Source organism: Aeromonas sp. R9-2, from assembly GCF_040908025.1.
GTDB classification, from domain to species: Bacteria; Pseudomonadota; Gammaproteobacteria; order Enterobacterales; family Aeromonadaceae; genus Aeromonas; species Aeromonas veronii.
Genome location: NZ_JBFOCX010000034.1, coordinates 101,371 through 117,833, shown reverse-complemented (window position 1 = coordinate 117,833; position 16,463 = coordinate 101,371). Strand labels below are relative to the sequence as shown.

The window sequence follows — 16,463 nt, the reverse complement described above, 5'->3', positions numbered from 1 at the left end:
TGTGGGCAGCAGTGCTGGCCTGAATCCCCGTGTAAGGGCAGGCAGACCCGCCCATATAGCAAAAACCGGCATCAATGGATGCCGGTTTTTTTATTGTTTTGCGGGACTGGTGGCCTTAACGGGCCAGCTGGACGGCGGCGCGTGCGCGGGCCGGTTGTGGGCGCTGTTTGGCTTTTGGCGCGCAGGCCATCTTCAGGCGCAGCCACTCGCGCCACAGCAGCCAGCAGAGCGGCAGGGTGAGCAGCAGCACGGTGGCGGGCTGGGCCATCAGCACCCCATCACGCCCCCACAGTTGCGGCAGCAGGAAGATGAGCGGCAGCAGCAATACGGTTTTGGCGATGGAGATGACCAGCGCCTGACGGGTACGTGCCATGGATTGCAGCAGCACGATGCCGAACATGATGATCCCCTCCAGCGGAATGGCGCCGAGGTTGAGGGTCAGGCTGCTGATGGCGGCGGCCAGCAGTTCGGGATCCTTGTCGCCGGTATAGAGCATGGCGACCTGTCCCGGCAGCAGCTGGATGGTGAGCCACACCAGCATGCCGTAGATAAAAGTGAACTTGAGCCCCATCTCCATCAGGTACTTGAGGTTGCGATGGCGCTTGGCCCCTGCCGCCTTGCTGATGAGCGGCTGAATGCCGAACGCCAGCCCCTGCAGAATGACGATAAAGACCGCTTCGGTGTAACCGGCCACGGTAAAGCCCGCCAGATCCTTCACATTGCCATACACCATCAGCTGGCTGTTGTGCAGCATCAATAGCAGCCCGAGGTTGAACTGGGCAATCAGGCTCGGCAGACCGGTAAAGAGCAGGTGCGGCATGGCGGGGAGGTTGGGCACCAGATCCCGCCAGCTGAGGCGAAGCCGCGCCCAGGGGGTAAAGAAGTAGCCAAGGCCGATCAGGCTCACCGCACCCTCTGCCATCAGGGTGGCCTGCGCGGTACCGATTAATCCCAGCCCCAGCCGACCCACCATGATGTAGTTGAGGATGATATTGAGCACGGCGCCGCTGCTCACCAGCACCATGGCCAGCTTCGGGCGGCCATCGTTGCGCAGCAGATAGGGGACCGCCAGATTGCTGGCCAGCAGCAGGGTACCGCCGCCAATCCAGGTGAGGTAGTCACTCGCCTGTTTCCAGGTCTCGGTGCCCTGTTCAATCCCCAGCCCGAGCAGGATATCGGTGTGGGTGTAATAGAGCAGCACCGGCGCAACGCCCCCGAGTCCGGCCAGCAGCCAGAGGGCGTTGACCAGCGCCTGACGGGCCAGCGTGTCGTTTTTCGCCCCTTGCTGGAAGGAGATGGCAGTGGCCGCCCCCATGCTGATCATGGCGGCCAGACCAATCAGCACCATGATGACCGGATAGACCAGGTTGATCCCGGCGAGGCCAGCGGCACCGACATAGTGGCCGACGAAGATGCCGTCGATGAGGTAGTAGGCCCCCGAGACCAGCATGGCAAGAATGGAGGGGAGGGCGTAAGCCCAGAAGCGACGGGTCATGGCCCGTTGCCGCAGTGTTAAATAGGCAGACATATCTGTTCTCTCGGGGAGTTCGATTATCGAACAGCTAGTCTAGATTAATACTTATTTGGTGATAATCAGGGTTTCACTTGATGAATTGCTGAGTATTACTCACTAATCCGGGGTTTTGGTAGTGCGCCTTGAGCATGTCGATCAGGATGCGCAGCCCGCTGCCCAGCTGATGCCGACTGGGATAGAAGAGGTAGAAGCCGGCAAAGGTGGGGCACCAGGGCTCCAGCACGGTGAACAGTTTCCCTTCCGCGACCTTCTGGCTCACTTCCTCTTCCAGACAGTAGGCCAGTCCCAACCCCGCCTCGGCAGCGCCCAAATAGAGAGCCGGGGTGCTGGTGGTGAGCGGCCCGGTCACTTCGATCTCCAGCATGGTGCCATCGGCGGCAAAGGCCCAGCGATAGTGATGGTGCGGAGTGAGGCGATAGCCGATACAGGCGTGGCGGCTCAGCTCGCTCGGGTGTTCCGGTGTACCGTGCTCCGCCAGATAGGCCGGGGAGCCCACCACCAGATAGCGCTGGGGCGGGCCGAGGGGGATGCCGATCATCTCCTTGGGCAGCAGATCGCCATAAAAGAGCGCGGCATCGTAGCCATCTTCAATCAGCCGGGGCATCAGCTCCTGCTCCACTACCTCCACCTGCATCCGCGGATAGCGGGCCAGATAGTCGATCAGCACAGGTGCCAGCAGACTGTCGATGGCGCCGCGGGGGGCGCAGAGCTTGAGTCGCCCTACCGGCTCGTCGCTGTTGCGGGCCAGCTCGCAAAGCGCCTCTTCAAGAGTATTTAGGGTGGGGAGCAGCTGCTTGAGCAGCCGCTGACCCGCTTCGGTCGGCACCACGGCGCGGGTACTGCGGTTGAGCAGCCGCACCCCCAGACGGGCTTCCAGCCCTTTCAGGCTGTGGCTGAGGGCGGAGGCGGAGACCCCGAGTTCGAGGGCGGCCTTGCTGAAACTGCGGTGACGGGCGACGGCGGCAAACACCGCCAGTTCGGCGAGATCGGTACGGGTAATGGTCATCATCAATCAACAAAAAGGCGTGAGTCACAAGGGTACGCCAAGGCCGTGCTGCACACAATCCGCGCTAAACGGGTGGCTTGTTGCAAATATGTAGCTGCTCGCAGGCCATTGATTCCAGTGAAACTAAGTTGAATTGTTAAAAAAAACTCACAATAAGGCGCCTTGAGTGTGATCTTGGTCGTCCGAAAGGCGACCAAAATCAAACTTTGGTTGATTAATTCAAAAAAACGCTGTGATTAATAAGGGCATTTAATTAAAGTCAGCCCATCAAGAGTGGCGCACGTTAATCGGTTGTTAAGTGAGACGGGCGCCGACCCTCAGGGTCAAAATCTCGCACTGTTGTTTGTTGCAATCCTGTTGTCACAAGGAGTGATGGCCAGGTTGCCGGGGGGCGAGAGGTTAATATCAAGGACGGACAGCAGGCGTTCCAGGGAGATGGAACCGGGCCAAGGCCCGACCAAACAAGAATCCCATTTTCCTAGATGACAGGAACAACGTATGTCTGACATGAATATTGCAGCTGATGGTCGTTTAGCCAGCAACACCTCCCGCGGCGTCAACAAGGCCGATGTGGTCTGGATGCTGGGTCTGTACGGTACCGCGATCGGTGCCGGTGTGCTCTTCCTGCCAATCAACGCCGGTGTAGGTGGCCTGTGGCCGCTGGTTGCCATGTTGATCCTAGCGCTGCCGCTGACTTTCTTTGCTCACCGTGGTCTGACCCGCTTCGTGCTGTCCGGCTCTACCCGTGATGGCGACATCACTGAAGTAGTAGAAGAGCACTTCGGCAAGACCGCAGGCAAATTCATCACCCTGCTCTACTTCTTTGCCATCTACCCGATCGTGCTGATGTATTCAGTCGCCATCACCAACACCGTCGAGAGCGTGATTGTTCACCAGCTGGGTATGTCTGCACCTCCCCGTGCCGTTCTGTCACTGGCCCTGATCCTCGGTCTGATGGCGGTTGTTCGTCTGGGCGGCCAGGTTATCGTCAAAGCGATGAGCGTGCTGGTATTCCCGTTCGTGCTCACCCTGATGGGTCTGGCGTTCTACCTGATCCCGCACTGGAACGGTGCCATCATCACTGAAGCTCCGGCCCTGTCCGACGCCTTCAACGGTGACTTCATCAAGACCCTGTGGCTGGCTATCCCGGTAATGGTGTTCTCCTTCAACCACTCCCCGATCATCTCCTCCTTCGCGGTGGACAACAAAGGTCGTTACGGTGAAGGTGCCGAGAAGAAGTGCAGCAACATCCTGCTGGGCGCCCACGTCATGATGGTGATGACCGTTATGTTCTTCGTATTCAGCTGCGTACTGAGCCTCTCCCCGGCTGACCTGGCTGCTGCCAAAGAACAGAACATCTCCATCCTGTCCTACCTGGCCAACCACTTCGATAACCCGGTTATCGGTACTGTGGCTCCGCTGATCGCCATGGTTGCCATCAGCAAATCCTTCCTGGGTCACTACCTGGGTGCGCAAGAAGGCATGAACGGCCTGATGGCCAAGGCGCTGCGCGAGAAGGGCAAGAACGTTGACACCAAGCAATTGAACAAAGTCACTGCCGTGTTCATGATCCTGACCACCTGGGCCATCGCTACCATCAACCCGAGCATCCTCGGCATGATTGAAGACCTGGGCGGCCCGATCATCGCAATGCTGCTGTTCCTGATGCCGATGTACGCCATCACCAAGGTTCCGGCCATGTGCAAATACGCTGGCAACATCAGCAACGGCTTCGTGACCATCATCGGCCTGATCGCCATGTCCGGTATCATCTACAAGCTGATTGCCTGATAACTCCGGTTACCAAGTTGAATGAAGAAGCCGCCTCGCAAGAGGCGGCTTTTTTTATGGCTGTTTGGGGCGGCGAGCGGATGCGGTATCGCTACTTCATCAGCTTCTTCACTTCATCGCTGGCCAGCGCCTTGTTGAATTTGTCCCGCGCCTCTTTCCCCTTGGCGGAGTTGGTAAAGCAGACGTGGAGGGATTTGTCCTCGAGGATCTTGCCGTTGAAGCCGAGGTTGGCGGCAACGTCCTTGAGTTGGGGATCGCTCTCCAGCAGATAGGTCATCACATTCTGGTCGATAACCGCCAGATCGAGCCGACCGTTGCCGAGCTTGAGCAGGTTCTGGCTGTCCGAGCTGGTGGCATCGGCCGAGAGTGCCTTGCTGGCCACTTTTTCGTCGAACTCGGTGGTATTCACATAGCCGGTGACGACACCAATTTTCTTGCCCTTGAGGTCATCAAGGCTCTGCCAGGTGACCGGCTGATCGGCTCGCTGGGCAAAGCCGAGAGGGCCGTTACCTATGGGGTCGGAGAAGAGGCAACTGCTCTTGGGGTCGAGATACTCGGGGAAATAACCCAGTACCTCGGGGTTGTTGGTCGCCTCGTCCACGGCCCGTTGCCAGGGATAGAACTTGATGGTCAGCGGGTCGCCAGCCAGGGCAAAGGCTGCGGTCACCACCTGACTGCTCTTGCCCTGTTCAGGGAGGCTGGCGCTGGTGTAAGGGGGCCATTCAAGGCTGGTCAACACCGCCGCCTGCGCGGCCGTCATGCCGAACAAGGGAAGAGTGGCCAGGGCGAGGTGCTTCCATTTCAGGCTCATAGGGATAACTCCTTGTGGTCAAACACCCCTTAAAGATAGCCCCCGGTGTTGATTGCGGATGCCGGCCATGGCTGACCGGCATCCGTGCCAGCTATTTATTGTCGATATTCTCCGACTGCCAGAGGGCATAGCCCTTGCCGGAGGCCGTGGTGGGCAGATCAATCTGCATCAGGTCGTTGCCGATGACGAAGGGGCCCGTGTAGCGGGCACGCAGATCCTGCGCCAGATCTTTGACCCTGATTTTGCCGTTGAGGCCGATATGGCTGAACACGGTCAGCGCCGGTTTGGCTTCGTTCATTACCCGGGCCGCCTGCTCGGGGGAGGCGAGGTGACCGGCGATCGCCTTGTAGCCGGGGTTGGCCTTCATCTGCTCGGCAGAGGTCATGGAGACGCAGTGCACCAGCAGATCGGCCCCTTTGGCCTGCTTTACTACTTCGGGGCTGTAGCGGGTATCGCCGGAGAGCACCACGCTGTGGCCGTGGTAGTCGATGCGATAACCAAACGATGGCTTGATGTTGACCCCGTGGTCGTTGTCAAAGGCGGTCACCTTGACCCCGTCATGGTTGTAGACCACCCCGGCGGTAACCTCGTGGCTGTTGATCTCCCCCCCGTCCAGCGGCGTTCCCTCATCCTTGACCCGGGTGGCGATGTCGGTGGCGTAGGCCTGCTGCAAGCCACGGGCGAGAGCTGTGGTGCCTTTGGGGCCGTAGAGCTCCATCGGCGCGTGGCGCTGGCCATAGGCCGGTTGCAGCCAGCCGGTCAGCCAGAGAGCCGCCAGCCCGTTGGTGTGGTCGGAGTGAAAGTGGGTGAGGAAGAAGGCGTTGACCCGGCCGATGGGGATATGCAGCTGCCACAGGCGAGTGGCGGAGTTGCGGCCAAAATCGAACACCAGCTTCTGGTTGCCCGCTTCGACCAGGGTGCTGTAACCGCCCCGGCTGATCTGGGGTACCGGAGTGCCGGTGCCGAGCAGGCTGACCCGAAAGATATCGGGCTGGGCTTGAGTTGCTGAGACAGGGGCATGGTCGTGGTTGCTGATAAAGCTGCTCTCGGCAGCCTGACTGGCGCCGCTGGCCAGCAGACCGACCAGTAATGCGGCCAGATAGGTACTTTTCATGGGAATTTATCCTGTGGGGAAGGGACGGCATCACTGTATTGGCAACTAAAAGTTGAATAAATTGGCTAAAATCCATTTCTTACTAAACTTTTGGTTGTGAATTAGTGCCCTTGTCGCGGGCCAAATCGCCTTGAATGAAGGTCAGAGGAGGGGTTGTGGACCGATTGACCAGCATGCGTATCTTCACCCGGGTAGTGGATCTCGGCTCCTACAGCGCGGTGGCGAGCGAAGAGGGGAGCAGCGCCCAGATGGTGGGCAAGCATGTGCTGGGACTGGAGCAGTGGCTGGGGGGCAAGCTGTTTCACAAGACCACCCGCCAGCAGACCCTCACCGAACTGGGGCAGCTGTTTTTGGCTCGCTGCCAGCGGGTGCTGGAGGAGATGGCATTGACCGAGTCGCTCACCCAGAATCTGCTGGCCGAGCCGGCCGGACGGCTGCGCATCGCCGCTCCCCTAAGCTTTGGCCACCACCGGCTGGTGCCGCTGCTGCCCGCTTTTCTCGACCGCTACCCCAAGCTGGATCTGGATCTGCAGCTCACCCCGCGCTGGGTCGATCTGGTGGAGGAGGGGTTCGACGCCGCCATCCGCACCCTGCGCCCGCAGGATGAGGCGCTGATCGCCCGTCCGCTGCTGAACCAGCACTACCGCCTCTGCGCGGCGCCCGACTACCTCAATCGCCACGGCGTGCCTCGTTATCCGGCCGATCTTGCCCGCCACCAGTGTCTGCACGGCAACTGGGGCGTGCACGAGCGCTGGCAGTTTGTTGGCGAGGATGGTCAGAGCGAGGAGGTGCGGGTTGCCTCGCGCCTGCGCATCAATCACTGGCCAGCCTTGTTGACGGCTGCGCTCTCGGGGGCTGGCATCACCTTGCAGCCAGCCGAACAGGTGCGTGAGCATATCGCTGCGGGGCGTCTGCTGCCGCTGCTTGGCCGTTATCAGAGCCCGGCCAAGACCCTCTACTTCATCTATCCGGCGGCGCGACGGCAGGTGCTCAAAATCACCCTGTTGGGGGATTTTCTGGCCGAATCCCTGCAAGCTGGGCCCGAGCCTGAATAAAAGGCTGCATATTCTCGCCCCCACGCTTAACCATCGTACTTAACAAAGGGGCGGAGCAGGCCTAACATGGCGGGATGTTTTTTTAGTCAGGACAAAAGGATATGTCTGGGTTGAAAAAGGATCTCGGGCTCTGGCAGGGGATGGGGCTGCTCGCCACCTCGCTGCTCGGCACCGGGATCTTCGTGGTACCGGCGACCGCCGCCTCGCTGGCGGGTGGGGCCTCGCTCTGGGCCTGGTTGCTGCTGATTGCGCTGGTGCTGCCCATCGCCTTTACCTTCGCTCGCCTCGGCCGTCGCTATCCCCATGCTGGCGGCGCGCCGCATCTGATCGGCCTCGCCTTTGGCAACGGCGCCGAGCGCTTCTCCGCCTTTCTGTTTCTGGCTGTGCTGCCGGTGGGGCTGCCTGCCGCCCTGATGATTGCCGCCGGTTTCTGGCACGCCCTGTTCGAGATGGGGGAGTGGACCCTCTGGGCCATCCAGCTGCTCACCCTGCTCGGGGTCTTTCTGCTGGGGCTGCGCGGGGCGCGCTCCTCCGGCAACCTGCAACTGTTGATAGCTCTGGCTATTCTGGGGCTCACCCTGCTTATCTGGTTCAAGGGGGAGGTGAGCTGGCGCGATGCGGCCCGACCGCTGCCGAGCGCGGATGAGTGGCCCCCTATGGCTACCGCGCTGGCGGTGATGTTCTGGTGTTTTGTCGGGCTGGAAGCCTTTGCCCATATGGGGGAGGAGTTCAAGCGGCCGGAGCGGGACTACCCCATCGCCCTGCTCGGCGGGGTGCTGCTGGCGGGGCTTATCTACTGGATCCACTCGCTGGTGGTGCTCAAATATGGCCTCTACGGCGATGAGGCGAAAAACGCCACCGCCATCCCCTCCCTGCTGGCGCTGCTGTTCGGCCCCACCGCCAAGTGGCTGGTGGCGGTGCTCGGCTACCTCTCCTGCTTTGCCAGCATCAATATCTACATTCAGGGCTTTGCCCGGCTGATCTGGAGCATGGCGCGGGAAGGCAAGTTGCCCCCCTCGCTGGCCGTGCTCACCGCGCGCGGCGCGCCGCTGCGGGCGCTCACTCTGGTGCTCGCCATCTGTCTGCTCTGCATCACCCTCATCATCTGGCTGCGACTGCCCCTTGATGAGCTGATCCGCTACGCCAACGGCAACTTCGTGCTGGTCTACCTGCTCTGCATGGCGGCGGGCTGGCGTCTGCTCGGCGGGGTGGGCAAGGGGCTGGCGGGGATAAGCGTGCTGCTTTGCGCTCTGGTGCTGGTGGCGCTCGCCACTCAGGTGCTCTATGCGGTGGTGCTGAGTCTTGGCTACGGCAGCTTCTCGTTGTGGCGGCGTCATCTGCGCCGCAGTCGTCAGCAGGATGCGCTCCCGCTGGCGAAGTAATGTCTCCCCGATGGTCGAAGAAATGAGAAAGCCCTGATGTTCAGGGCTTTTTGATTCCGGCATATGGGATGTTCATATGAATACTGGTTGGCACGCTATTTGCCGAAAAGTGCGGTGTCGGATCAACTCAACGGCGATTTATAGCCAAAAAAAGTGGGATCCAGCTCCCGTTTTGCTTAAAGTGATCCCTTCCGATCCCGGTGGTCGGAATGCCCGCAAGGATGCCCTTCAGACGTAAACAGGATGGCCTGGCCAGACTGACTCTCAGAGATGTGATTGCTTCGGTTCTCTTTTTATCTGTCACCTGTGGTGATAGCGCCTTGTTCCGTTCAGTCAGCCCGGGTTTTGCGTCTCTCTCATCGTGCATTGTCACCATCTGCAGCGAGTGAATCATGAGCGAATCGGTTTTTGAGATCCACGACTGGACCCTGAGCGTTGACGACAACATGCTGTGTCGCCCCGACCGCGAGGTCTACCTCGAACCCAGACTGGTCAACCTGTTGCGGTTTCTGGCCCATAATGCCGGCACTGTGTTTGGCCGCGATGCCTTGATCAACGAGGTGTGGGATGGCGCCGAGGTGACCGATCAGGTGGTGACCCAGTCCATCTTCGAACTGCGCAAGATCCTCAAAGATGGTCGCACCGATGCGACCGACTATATCGTCACCGTACCCAAGCGCGGCTACAAGCTGGTGGCATCGGTGCGGCCGCTGCAGGTGGTTTCTGTGGTGATGGCGGACGAGCAGCCTGCTCCTGCGGTCAATACCGCTCTCTCCGACAACCCGACGCTCTCCGATCTGAGCCCGCCCGTGGCTGAGCATGATGATGATGCACAGCCCAATGTCGCCCCTTTTCCCGCCGGGCCCCTGACCCGCGCCATCTCCACCCATGCCAAGGATGCTCGCAGCCGCTGGAAGATGGTGAGTTTCGATATCTTCGTTGCCATCGTGCTGATCGCCATTGTCAGCATGCTCAGCTACCAGCACACCAGCCCCCAGGTGCATGCCATGCTGGATCCCAATCTGCTGGTGTTCCGCTTTCACTCCGGCATGGATGACAACAACGAGAACGTGCGCCTCGCCGACGGCATTACCCGCGCCCTGATGGGGGAGGTGGCCGTGGCTACGCCGCTGCGGGTGCAGTACGGTGCCACCACTCTGATGGGGGGCATCATGCCCGGCAAGGAGCTGAGTGTGCGGGTCACCCGCCAGCCGCGCGGCACCTATCTCGATCTGGAGTATCGCAATATCAACACCAACCGGGTGCTGTTCAGCCATCAGTACCAGCTCAGTCGCCACAGTGTGCACGGCGTGTTGCAGGCGAGCAGCCAGGATCTGCTGCGCGCCCTCGACCAGCCCGATGCCGAGCCGGGGATGGGCTGGCCGACCGATGATGCCTCCCTGATGGCGATGATGGAGGCGCAGTACTACATCAACAGCCGGGATCCGGTCGCCCTCAAGCGCGGCATCGATCTGCTGGAGCAGGCGCTGATTGCCCATCCGGATCAGCCGCTGCTGCTGGCGGAGCGCTATCTGGCGGGCGAGGCGCTGGCCACCCTGGCGGGTAAATCCGAGAGCGAGCGGCTGCAGGGGATTGGCACTCATCTCGCCAGCGTGGTGCAAAACAGCGGCGCTCTCCCTGCTCGGGTGTGGGAGGCGTTGACCCTGCAGGCGATCCTCAACGGGCAGCAACAGCAGGCCAACTATCTGCTGGAGAAGGCGGCGAGTCGCGGCCGCTCGGTGCTCTATTACATACTGCAGGGCAAGCTGGCGGAGCTGGATGGCCGCCCCGAGGCGGCGGGGGATGCCTACAGTCAGGCCTTTCTGATGGAGGCGACCGAGCAGACCTATCTGCTCTGCCAGCAGCTCGGTTTCTACAGCAATATGGAGAGCCTCACCCCAGCCCTGTTCAATGCGCTGGGCCAGAGCAAGGTGAAGCTCTTCTAACATCGCAGTTTTGGTTCTCCCTGGGTCGGTGCGGTTGCCGACCTCATCCACAGGCTGCCTTCGGGCGGCCTGTGCGGTTTCTGCTTGTCTCAATCCTGCTTGTTTGCCACCGGGGATAGTCGCTCTGGTGCGGCCCGATTTATCCCCCGCAGCTCCCCACTATCCCCCTTTGCCTTTGTCTTGCCCGCGGCATTCGCTGCACTCGCGTTTGTTCGGCTTCACGCCGTGTGCAGCTTGTGACATCTGCTCATGGTTGGCGGCGGGATAAGCTGTCTGTCTCGACCCATTTCTCATTGCTTACCGGTTATCGCCGTTGCGCTTTACCTCTGAGTTTGGATTGTGATGAGCCGAGCGAAGGGGAAAGCAGGAGGTGAGCGGCCACTCAGGGTGATGATCAGCAGGGCTTCCAAATGGCCGCAAGGGCAGGGGGGCGTAATGGGAGCTGCTTTATCCCGGGTTTATCTGGCCAAAAATATCAAGGCGGCGAGATAAGGGGGTTATCAAGGGGAAAAAATTGGGCGGAAGGATATCAAGGTTTTATCAAGACGGCTGTGTGATGTGATGTCAATTTACTGTTTTTAAATGGTTTTTATCAAAAGTGACGAGGCGGCGAAAAAAGTTGCCTCATATTTTTATCCGTTAGCTGGTCTTTATGTTTTCCGGGGATGAGAGGCCTAGTCTGTGCCCATTCTTTGGCGGGGCGTTCCGCCAAATGTGTATGTGACGACCCGACCTTTTATAGAACCGGAGATCTTATGTCCCTAGATACGAGCAAGAAGATTGGCCTTATCGCCTGTACAGGTGTGGTGGCCGGCAACATGATGGGGAGTGGCATCGCGCTGCTGCCTTCGGCACTGGCCACCATCGGCTCCATCTCTGTCTTTAGCTGGGCAATCTGTCTGGTAGGCGCCATGGGCCTCGCCTTTGTCTTCGCCCGCCTTGCTACCAAGAACCCGCAAGAGGGTGGCCCCATTGCTTACGCTGGCGAGATCTCTCCGGTGTTCGGTTTCCAGACCGGTGTGCTTTATTACCACGCCAACTGGATCGGTAACCTGGCCATCGCCATTACCGGCGTCTCCTACCTCTCGGTCTTCTTCCCCATTCTCAATAGCCCAATTCCGGCCGCCGCAGCCACCATCGCTGCCGTCTGGATCTTCACCTTCGTCAACCTGCTTGGCGGTAGCTGGGTGAGCCGACTCTGTACCCTGGGTCTGGTGCTGATCCTGCTGCCGGTTGTCGGTACTGCGGTGATGGGCTGGGGTCATTTTGATGCCACCGTCTACAGCCAGAACTGGAACACCACCAGCGGCAGCGACCTGCATGCGGTCATCAGCGCCGTGCTGATCTGCCTCTGGTCCTTCGTCGGTGTTGAATCTGCCGCCGTCTCTTCCGGCATGGTGAAGAACCCCAAGCGCACCGTACCGCTCGCTACCATGCTGGGTACCGGTATCGCGGGTGTTATCTACATCCTCTCTACCCAGGTTATCAGCGGCATGTTCCCGGCCGGTGAAGTGGCAGCTTCCGGCGCCCCGTTTGCCATGGCCTCTTCCGCCATCTTCGGTAGCTGGTCTGCGCCGTTTGTTTCTGCCTTCACCGCTTTGGCCTGCTTCACCTCGCTCGGTTCCTGGATGATGCTGGTAGGCGAGGCGGGCAAGCGTGCCGCCAACGACGGCCACTTCCCGAAAATCTATGGCGAAGTGGACAAGAACGGCGTAGCCAAGAAGGGTCTGATCCTGGGCTCCCTCAAGATGACTGCCCTGATGGTTGGCCTGACCGCCTTCACTTCCCAGTCCGCTCACGCAGCCGATCTCTTCAACGTGCTGACCACAGATGCAGTGCTGCTGACCATGCTGCCCTACTTCTACTCCAGCATTAACCTCATTCGCTTCGAAGGCATGACCTCCCGCAGCATCGGCGCGATGATCTTCTCCGGTGTGGCCTGTGTCTTCTGTCTGGTGGCCCTGATGGGTGCCAAGGGTTCCAACCTCACAGCTACCTTTGTGGTATCGCTCATCATCCTGATGTTCTACGCCAAAAAACAGGGTCTGCGTCAGCACGACGCCCTGCTCAACGAGCAACCCAGCAACTGATTTCCCCTTTTATCCTCCGAGCGCTCTTCACTCACCATCCCTGATGGAGAGCGCCCCATCACGTGTGGAGCATTACGATGAATATCATTGCCATCCTCAACCACCTGGGCGTTTTCTTTAAAGAAGAACCCATTCGCCAGCTGCAAGCCTCCCTCGAGCGCAAGGGTTTCGAGGTTGTTTATCCGGTCGACGTCGCCGACCTGCTGAAACTGATTGAGAAGAACCCCCGTGTTTGCGGCGCCATCTTCGACTGGGACAAATACTCCCTGGGTCTGTGCAAGGAGATCCACGATCGCAACGAGAAGCTGCCGATCTTCGCCTTTGCCAACGACCAGTCCACCCTGGATATTCACCTGACCGACCTGCGTCTGAACGTGCACTTCTTCGAGTACCGTCTCGGCATGGCTGACGACATCGCCCTCAAGATGGGTCAGGCCACTCAGGAGTATCAGGACGCCATCCTGCCGCCGTTCACCAAGGCACTGTTCAAGTACGTGGAAGAGGGTAAATACACCTTCTGTACTCCGGGTCACATGGGCGGTACCGCCTTCCAGATGAGCCCGGCCGGCAGCATCTTCTATGACTTCTACGGTCCGAACGCGTTCAAGGCTGACGTCTCCATCTCCATGCCGGAGCTGGGCTCCCTGCTGGATCACTCAGGTCCGCACAAGGAAGCCGAAGAGTACATCGCCCGTACCTTCAACGCCGATCGCTCCTATATCGTTACCAACGGGACCTCCACTGCCAACAAGATCGTCGGCATGTACTCCGCGCCGGCCGGCAGCACAGTGCTGGTTGACCGTAACTGCCACAAGTCGCTCACTCACCTGATGATGATGAACGACGTGACGCCGATCTACTTCCGTCCGACCCGCAACGCCTACGGCATTCTGGGTGGTATCCCGCAGAGCGAATTCAGCCGCGACACCATCGCTGCCAAGGTTGCCGCGACACCGGGTGCTCAGGCTCCCCGTTACGCCGTCGTCACCAACTCTACCTATGATGGCCTGCTCTACAACACCGGCTTCATCAAGGAAGCGCTGGATACTCCTTACATCCACTTCGACAGTGCCTGGGTGCCTTACACCAACTTCAGCCCGATCTATGAAGGCAAGTGCGGCATGAGCGGCGAAGCCATGCCGGGCAAGGTGTTCTACGAAACCCAGTCCACCCACAAGCTGCTGGCGGCCTTCTCCCAAGCCTCGATGATCCACATCAAGGGTGACGTGGAGGAAGAGACCTTCAACGAAGCCTTCATGATGCACACCTCCACCTCGCCGCAGTACGGCATCGTGGCCTCTACCGAGATCTCTGCTGCCATGATGCGTGGCAACACCGGCAAGCGTCTGATCAAGGACTCCATCGATCGCGCCATCTCCTTCCGCAAAGAGATCAAGCGTCTGCGTGACCAGAGCGAAGGCTGGTTCTTCGACGTATGGCAGCCGGACAACATCGAGACCGTCGAGTGCTGGAAGCTGGATCCGAAAGATGACTGGCACGGCTTCAAGGACATCGATGACAACCACATGTACCTGGATCCGATCAAGGTCACTCTGCTGACTCCGGGTATGGGTCGTGACGGCCAGCTGCTGGAGAAGGGCATCCCTGCCTCTCTGGTCTCCAAGTTCCTGGACGAGCGCGGCATCGTGGTCGAGAAGACCGGCCCCTACAACATGCTGTTCCTCTTCTCCATCGGTATCGATCAGTCCAAAGCGATGCAACTGCTGCGCGCCCTGACCGAGTTCAAGCGTGGCTACGATCTGAACCTGACCATCAAGAGCATACTGCCGAGCCTCTATCGTGAAGACCCGAGCTTCTACGAAGGGATGCGCATCCAGGAGCTGGCGCAGCGCATTCACGAGCTGACCAGCAAGTACCGTCTGCCGGAGCTGATGTTCAAGGCGTTCGACGTACTGCCGGAGATGAAGATGACTCCGCACGCCGCATGGCAGCAAGAGCTGGCCGGCAACGTGGTGGAAGTGCCGCTGCGTGACATGGTTGACCGCATCAGCGCCAACATGATCCTGCCGTACCCGCCGGGAGTTCCGTTGGTACTGCCGGGCGAGATGGTGACCCAGGATTCTCTGCCGGTGCTCGAGTTCCTCGAGATGCTGTGCGAGATCGGTGCCCACTACCCGGGCTTCGAGACCGACATCCACGGCCTCTATCGTCAGGCCGATGGCAGCTACACCGTCAAGGTGCTGCGTTAATCGACAGTGACAACAGTCGAAAGTGACAACAACGGGCCGCAAGGCCCGTTTTTCCCTCCGGAACTCCTGTTCTTATTGCGTGAGTCGCCAACCATGAAGCGAGTGCTCTCCATTCAATCCCACGTAGTCTTTGGCTGTGCCGGCAACAGCGCCGCCGTTTTTCCCATGCGTCGCCTCGGGATCGAGGTGTGGCCGATGAACACGGTGCAGTTCTCCAACCACACCCAATACCGCGAAGGCTGGCAGGGGATGGTGATGCCCGGCGGCCATATCCGTCAGCTGGTAAACGGCCTGGCGGAGATCGGTGTGCTGGCCGAGTGCGATGCGATCTTGAGCGGTTACCTCGGCTCGGCCGAACAGGGGGAGGAGATCCTGGCGGCGGTAGCCCGGCTCAAGGCGCTCAATCCGGCCGCACTCTATTTTTGTGATCCCGTGATGGGTCACCCCGACAAGGGGTGCATAGTGGCACCCGGCGTCGCCGATTTTCTGAAACATCGGGCACTGGCCTGCGCCGATATGCTGGCTCCCAATCTGCTGGAACTGGAACAGCTCACCGGCCGCGATATCCGCAATGTGCCGGAGGCCATCGAGGCGTGCCAGCAACTGCGCGCGCAAGGGGTCAAGCTGGTGATGGTCAAACATCTGGGCAAGGCCGGTTTTGCCATGGACCGCTTCGAGATGCTGCTGGTGTGCGAGGAGGGGACTTTTCACCTCTCCCGCCCGCTCTACCCTTTTGCTCGCCACCCCATCGGGGTGGGGGATCTGCTGAGCGCCACCATGCTGGCCAATCTGCTGGCCGGTTGTACCCCGGTAGCGGCGTTCGAACTTACCAACGCCAGCGTTGATGCCGTGCTGGCCCGCACCTGGCTGGCGGGAGCTTACGAGCTACAACTGGTGGCGGCCCAGCACGAAATGGCGCTGCCGCAGGTCTCCATCCGGGCGACCCGCCTCTGAGCTGGTTACGCCAACAGCAGAAACAACAAAGCCCTGATCATCAGGGCTTTTTATATGTCAGATGTCGGGAGAGGGCTTAGTCCTGCGGGCTTTTGAGCGCCTTGACCACATCCTCTTTGGGCTCCAGCTCCTTGACCTGGTTGAAGATCTCCAGCTCCCCTTGCGGGCTGACGGTGTAGGCATCGGCATCCTGATAGCTGCCGCTGCCGGCGCTCTCGATGATGACCACCAGCTCGGGCTGCTTGTCGCCATTCAAATCGACCAGTTTCAGCTCCCGGATAAAGCCGTTGCGGGCCATCACCTTGCCATCCTGAAACTCATCCAGTGGAAACTGGGCGTTTTGGCCCGAATAGAGCCGCACGTCATAGCTGCCGATGGAGGTGGGCTCACCGACCCCCTGCGCCACCCGGATCACCTGCCCGGAGGGGAGGGTCAGTTGCTTGCTAAATCCCTCTTCGGCTTGTGCCGCCAGCGGCAGGGTCAGCAGCCCTGCCATGATCAATGCTCTGTTCATCTTGCAACCTCTTGCTGTCTCTTGAGTGCGGGCTCCCGGGGAGCCCGCCGTGATGT

The 16,463-nt window shown here is 60.0% G+C and carries 12 protein-coding genes; 7 read left to right on the top strand and 5 right to left on the bottom strand.

Annotated elements, in window-relative coordinates; translation table 11 throughout:
- Positions 1-115 precede the first annotated feature (115 nt).
- Entirely contained in the window at positions 116-1,528 is a 1,413-nt protein-coding gene (locus tag AB5Y71_RS18845) for an MATE family efflux transporter (RefSeq protein WP_139746490.1), read from the bottom strand.
- Positions 1,529-1,601: 73 nt separating this feature from the next.
- Complete coding sequence (locus tag AB5Y71_RS18840) at positions 1,602-2,540, bottom strand: LysR family transcriptional regulator (protein WP_064341744.1); 939 nt, start codon at positions 2,538-2,540, stop codon at positions 1,602-1,604.
- A gap of 498 nt (positions 2,541-3,038) precedes the next feature.
- Here AB5Y71_RS18840 and AB5Y71_RS18835 point away from each other — a divergent pair, with 498 nt between their 5' ends.
- A complete protein-coding gene (locus tag AB5Y71_RS18835; protein ID WP_368172215.1) occupies positions 3,039-4,331 on the top strand; it encodes an HAAAP family serine/threonine permease in 1,293 nt (430 codons plus the stop codon).
- A 91-nt stretch (positions 4,332-4,422) separates the two neighbouring features.
- Here the strand turns inward: AB5Y71_RS18835 and AB5Y71_RS18830 are convergent, their stop codons facing one another.
- Together AB5Y71_RS18830 and AB5Y71_RS18825 are read right to left on the bottom strand one after the other, a co-directional pair.
- On the bottom strand, positions 4,423-5,142 hold the full coding sequence (locus tag AB5Y71_RS18830; RefSeq protein ID WP_021229181.1) for an ABC transporter substrate-binding protein: 720 nt from the start codon (positions 5,140-5,142) through the stop codon (positions 4,423-4,425).
- A 91-nt stretch (positions 5,143-5,233) separates the two neighbouring features.
- Entirely contained in the window at positions 5,234-6,256 is a 1,023-nt protein-coding gene (locus AB5Y71_RS18825) for an MBL fold metallo-hydrolase (protein WP_368172214.1), read from the bottom strand.
- Between the two features lie 155 nt (positions 6,257-6,411).
- Here AB5Y71_RS18825 and AB5Y71_RS18820 point away from each other — a divergent pair, with 155 nt between their 5' ends.
- The 6 genes from AB5Y71_RS18820 (at position 6,412) to pdxY (ending at position 15,893) form a co-directional block, all read left to right on the top strand.
- Complete coding sequence (locus tag AB5Y71_RS18820) at positions 6,412-7,311, top strand: LysR family transcriptional regulator (protein ID WP_368172213.1); 900 nt, start codon at positions 6,412-6,414, stop codon at positions 7,309-7,311.
- 101 nt (positions 7,312-7,412) lie between these two features.
- A complete protein-coding gene (gene yjeH, locus AB5Y71_RS18815) occupies positions 7,413-8,693 on the top strand; it encodes an L-methionine/branched-chain amino acid transporter (RefSeq protein WP_236285291.1) in 1,281 nt (426 codons plus the stop codon).
- A gap of 392 nt (positions 8,694-9,085) precedes the next feature.
- Positions 9,086-10,639 (top strand): lysine decarboxylation/transport transcriptional activator CadC, encoded by a 1,554-nt coding sequence (cadC, locus tag AB5Y71_RS18810; RefSeq protein WP_368172212.1) that lies wholly within the window; start codon positions 9,086-9,088, stop codon positions 10,637-10,639.
- A 755-nt stretch (positions 10,640-11,394) separates the two neighbouring features.
- Positions 11,395-12,729, top strand: coding sequence for a cadaverine/lysine antiporter (gene cadB / locus AB5Y71_RS18805; protein WP_368172211.1), 1,335 nt, complete (start codon positions 11,395-11,397; stop codon positions 12,727-12,729).
- A 77-nt stretch (positions 12,730-12,806) separates the two neighbouring features.
- Positions 12,807-14,939 carry a lysine decarboxylase CadA gene (locus AB5Y71_RS18800; RefSeq protein ID WP_368172210.1) on the top strand — a complete coding sequence of 711 codons (2,133 nt, stop codon included), beginning with the start codon at positions 12,807-12,809 and terminating at the stop codon, positions 14,937-14,939.
- Between the two features lie 93 nt (positions 14,940-15,032).
- Positions 15,033-15,893, top strand: coding sequence for a pyridoxal kinase PdxY (gene pdxY / locus AB5Y71_RS18795; protein WP_158112075.1), 861 nt, complete (start codon positions 15,033-15,035; stop codon positions 15,891-15,893).
- 76 nt (positions 15,894-15,969) lie between these two features.
- Here the strand turns inward: pdxY and AB5Y71_RS18790 are convergent, their stop codons facing one another.
- Positions 15,970-16,407 (bottom strand): PliI family lysozyme inhibitor of I-type lysozyme, encoded by a 438-nt coding sequence (locus tag AB5Y71_RS18790; protein WP_075115704.1) that lies wholly within the window; start codon positions 16,405-16,407, stop codon positions 15,970-15,972.
- Positions 16,408-16,463 lie beyond the last annotated feature (56 nt).